The organism is Flavobacterium sp. (assembly GCF_044361065.1).
Taxonomy (GTDB): Bacteria; Bacteroidota; Bacteroidia; order Flavobacteriales; family Flavobacteriaceae; genus Flavobacterium.
This window is the reverse complement of the sequence record NZ_JBIKJI010000157.1, coordinates 1-4578: the sequence shown is the minus strand read 5'-3', so window position 1 is coordinate 4578 and position 4578 is coordinate 1. Positions and strand designations below refer to the sequence as shown.

Below are 4578 nucleotides of genomic sequence, written 5' to 3'. Positions count from 1 at the left end.
CAGTACCAGTGTGGGGGATCTCCCTCTCAGGACCCCTACCCATCGTTGCCATGGTAAGCCGTTACCTTACCATCTAGCTAATGGGACGCATACTCATCTTTTACCGTTGGAACTTTAATAATCAAATGATGCCATTCGAAAATACTATGAGGTATTAATCCAAATTTCTCTGGGCTATCCCTCTGTAAAAGGTAGATTGTATACGCGTTACGCACCCGTGCGCCGGTCTCTCACGCCCGAAAGCGTGATACCCCTCGACTTGCATGTGTTAAGCCTGCCGCTAGCGTTCATCCTGAGCCAGGATCAAACTCTTCATCGTAGATTTTTTAAGATATCTCTATCTAAGTTATTTTATCGACGATAATCATTTTGCTAGGTATTCAATTCTTTATAATACTCGAAAAAGATATTACTCTTATTCTTATATGCTGTCAATCCAATATGTCTATGAACTTATTCTCTTATTTTTTGCCTTCTCTTTGAGTTAGCGGGTGCAAAAGTAGAACCTTTTTTTTTATTACCAAAACTTTAATACACTTTTTTTTGAGAAAATTATATCTCCGTTTTGTTATAACTAAATTGTAAATGAACTTTTCTTCTGCGGGGTGCAAAGATAACATCTTTATTTACTAATTACCAAATCTTTTTTTATCCTTTTATCAAAAATAAAATTCGTAGGATTTAAGTACTGTTTAATAAAGAACGTCGCTCTCAATGCGGGTGCAAAACTAGCAACTTTATTCGGATTTCCTAACCTTATTGCAATCTTTTTTTAAAGTATTTTCTTAGCTTCTGAAGCACAATAAGTTACATAACAGGATTTCTTGATAAAAAAGTTGAATGAGGAAATTCAACTGAAAAAACAAGGCCATAGCCCTGATCGTAGCGGCATCCTTTTTGTATAGTGGGCTTTATTTTCAAAGTCCACTATGCAAAAAGATATAGCGGAGAGCAGGAAAGAGCTGCTAATTAAGTTTTACTTTTTCTTTATTTTTTGCTGCCCAATTTACTCTTAATTCGGATTCTGAAATTGGTTTTTTAGCTTCTTGTTTTGCTAATTTGCCTTCATCGAAAGCACGTTGAAGATAGGATTCAATATAAAAATCTTCTGGGACTTCCATAGGATCATACGTTTTCTTTAGATCGATATTGAATAATTTTGCGGTATTGTTAGACCAAAAAGCTTTCCAGCCACTTTTGTAATTCTTAATTAAATCGAAAGTGGTTTGTCCGGTTTGACGATTAATAAGTTTGACTAAAATTTGCCCTTGTTTTTGAGATAATTTTTTAAGCTTTGGTTCGAACTCTTCATTTAAGTACTTTTCTACAAGCTTAAAATATTTTCTTTTTTCTTTTGGAGATTTTAGCTTTGCCATTGTAGCATTAATTTGCATTAACTTTTCGGCAGTTAATTTTGCATATGGATATACTACTCGGACTCTAAACTCGAGTAGTTTTATTTGTTCGCGTTCAGCTTTTGTAAGTTTTACAGTATTTTCATCAGAAATAGTGACCTCTTCAATTATTATTTCTCGAATCGTATCTGAATCTTTAATGTATTCTATAGTATCGGACACACCCGAACCTTCTCCTTCTTGTGCAGAAAGTGATAAAAAATTAAAAAACAAAAGTGTTATAAAAATAGTACGTACCATATCGTATATATTAAAGTGTAAAATTATAAATTTTATTAGCAAGTTAGATGCCAATTTTTTATTTTAGCAAAAAAAGTTTGAATTTTATGAAAAGTATTTTAAAAGATAGTTCGATTGCATTTTTAGAATCGTATTTAAATAACGCATCGCCAACAGGTTATGAAAGTGAAGGACAGAAATTATGGATGAATTATTTAAAACCGTATGTGGATACTTTTATTACCGATAATTATGGTACTGCAGTTGGAATTGTCAATCCAGACGCTCCATTTAAAGTGGTAATTGAAGGACATAGTGATGAAATTTCGTGGTATGTGAATTATATTACTGATGACGGATTGATTTATGTAATAAGAAACGGAGGAAGTGATCATCAAACCGCGCCTTCAAAACGCGTGAATATTCATACCAAAAAAGGAATTGTACGTGGAGTTTTTGGATGGCCTGCTATTCATACAAGAATTGCTGGAAAAGAAGAAACGGCAAAAGTAGAAAATATTTTTATTGACTGCGGTTGTAGCACCAAACAAGAAGTAGAAGATTTAGGCGTTCACGTAGGATGTGTAATTACTTATCCTGATGGTTTTGAAATTTTAAATGGAAACAAATTTGTTTGTAGAGCTATTGATAATAGAATGGGTGGTTTTATGATAGCTGAAGTGGCCCGACTTTTAAAAGAAAACAAAAAATCACTTCCTTTTGGATTGTATATTGTAAATGCTGTACAAGAAGAAATTGGCTTAAGAGGCGCAGAAATGATCACGCAAAGCATTAAGCCGAATATTGCCATCGTAACAGATGTAACACACGACACCTCTACACCAATGATTGATAAAAAAATTCAAGGTGATATTAAAATGGGAAAAGGTCCAGTTATTGCATACGCTCCTGCTGTACAAAATAAGTTACGAGAATTAATTACTGATACGGCAGATGAAAAGAAAATTCCGTTTCAGCGAAATGCAACATCAAGAGTAACTGGCACAGACACGGATGCTTTTGCTTATAGTAATGGCGGTGTGCCAAGTGCATTAATTTCATTACCATTACGATATATGCACACTACAGTAGAAATGGTTCAGAAAGAAGATGTTGAAAATGTAATTAAATTGATTTACGAAACATTGTTAAAAATTGAAAACAATCACGATTTTTCTTATTTTAAATAACATTTTTTAGTCGTAATATGATGTTGGAAAATGAAGCTATAGCCAAAAAATGGTTTGAGGCATTTAACTCGCACAACCTTGATGATTTATTATATTTATATGATGAAAGAGCCACGCACTTTAGTCCAAAATTAAAGATAAGAAAACCAGAAACCAATGGTTTAATAAAAGGAAAAAGCGAATTAAGAATTTGGTGGAATGATGCGTTTGACAGACTTCCTACTTTATACTATAAAGTGACTTCGTTAACATCCAACAATAACAGGGTGTTTATGGAATATGTTAGACAAGTTGAAGGCGAAGAAGATATGCTTGTTGCAGAAGTTTTAGAAATTGAAGCTGGTAAAATAATTTTTTCCAGAGTGTATCACGGATAAATTAGCAAAAAAAATCCCGCCATTTAGACGGGATTTTTTTTATTATTTTCCAAGCATTCCTGCTTTTAAATCGTCATCTGCAGGTTTATTTCCTAACCAAATTCCGAATAATGCTTTTTTGAAATCTAAACCGTCAATAGTTCCTTTTTTAGTTCCGTTTTTGTAAACTGAAACGCCTTCATTAGGAACATAAACTATAATAAAAACATCTTTTTTGTTGATTACATCTTTAAAAAAACCTTTGAATTTATCAATTTTTGCTTTTAAAGGTGCTGTTTTTTTACCTGTTGAATTCTCAAAGCCTTCATTGATAGCAGTAATCATTTTTTCAGAAGAAATTAATCCTGAAACGATGTTCAATTTAATTGCCATAGCTTCATTAGCTGCAGAAATAGCATTTCCATCTGTAGATTTTTTAGTAACGTACAATGAACCAACATACATGTCCATGAACATTTTTTCTCTTGTTCCGGCACCGTTTAAAGTAAGATTTTGACCTTCTACAGAAAGTTTAGCATCAACTTTAACGTCGCCAATTGTTTTTTGTGCTGAAGCGAAAACCGCAGTTAAAGCAATAAATAATGTGAAAATTTGTTTTTTCATAATAGTTAATTTTAATTTTTGATGTCGCTAAGTTACACTTAATTTTTATTTCTTCCTACTAATTTATTCTTTTTTAGTAGTTTTCAATTGGAATATGAATGCATTTAATTCGAATCCTAATAAAATTAAAATGCAGTTTAACCATACGTAAAACATCATTACCAGAAGTGTTCCAATAGATCCATACAACTCGTTATATCTGGCAAATTTTTCTACATAAATTCCAAATAAATAAGAAGTTAAAACAAATAAAACGGTTGTCATTACAGAACCATAACTTATAAAAGAAATTTGTTTGGTCTCTTTTGTACCAAATTTATAGAGTGTAGATGTGATAATCAAAATCATAAGTATCACAAATAAATATCTTGTGGATTCAATCAATGGGATTTTAGAAATGTAGCCACTTTGTGATTCAATTTGATGAATCAATACGGCTACAAAAATTAATATCGCGACCGTTAACAATAATAAAAATGCAATTACTATTGATAGTGCAATCGCAATAAGATATTGACTAAAATAGCCTCGTTTTACGCTAATGTTTTTAGACATTTCAAATCCATCAAGCAAGGCATTAATTCCATTTGACATTAAAAAAATGGATAATAAAAACCCTGAAGACAACAATCCTTTATAACTATTATTTAAAATATCTTTTAAAATAGTTTCAATGGCATCATACGTATTAGGAGGAACACTTTGAGATACAAATACTAAAAAATCGTTTTGAAAATTATCTAAAGGTATAAAAGGAATTAAGTTTAATAAAAA

General features: G+C 31.8%; 5 protein-coding genes and 1 rRNA gene. 2 read left to right on the top strand and 4 right to left on the bottom strand.

Translation table 11 applies throughout. The annotated features are described in order from the left end of the window. Together ACIQ11_RS08940 and ACIQ11_RS08935 are read right to left on the bottom strand one after the other, a co-directional pair. Window positions 1-319 (bottom strand): 16S ribosomal RNA (locus tag ACIQ11_RS08940); the annotation flags it as partial. Window positions 320-965: 646 nt separating this feature from the next. After that, on the bottom strand, window positions 966-1655 hold the full coding sequence (locus ACIQ11_RS08935; RefSeq protein WP_396154294.1) for a DUF4294 domain-containing protein: 690 nt from the start codon (window positions 1653-1655) through the stop codon (window positions 966-968). An 86-nt stretch (window positions 1656-1741) separates the two neighbouring features. Here ACIQ11_RS08935 and ACIQ11_RS08930 point away from each other — a divergent pair, with 86 nt between their 5' ends. After that, window positions 1742-2824 carry a M42 family metallopeptidase gene (locus tag ACIQ11_RS08930; protein ID WP_396154293.1) on the top strand — a complete coding sequence of 361 codons (1083 nt, stop codon included), beginning with the start codon at window positions 1742-1744 and terminating at the stop codon, window positions 2822-2824. 17 nt (window positions 2825-2841) lie between these two features. Continuing rightward, a complete protein-coding gene (locus ACIQ11_RS08925) occupies window positions 2842-3201 on the top strand; it encodes a nuclear transport factor 2 family protein (RefSeq protein WP_396154292.1) in 360 nt (119 codons plus the stop codon). A gap of 42 nt (window positions 3202-3243) precedes the next feature. Here ACIQ11_RS08925 and ACIQ11_RS08920 read toward each other — a convergent pair whose 3' ends face one another. Then, the gene (locus ACIQ11_RS08920) at window positions 3244-3804 is read right to left on the bottom strand and encodes a chalcone isomerase family protein (RefSeq protein ID WP_396148735.1); all 561 of its coding nucleotides are present in this window, start codon (window positions 3802-3804) and stop codon (window positions 3244-3246) included. A gap of 63 nt (window positions 3805-3867) precedes the next feature. Next, a partial coding sequence (locus ACIQ11_RS08915; RefSeq protein WP_396154291.1) for a YihY/virulence factor BrkB family protein occupies window positions 3868-4578 on the bottom strand: 711 nt, incomplete at its 5' end.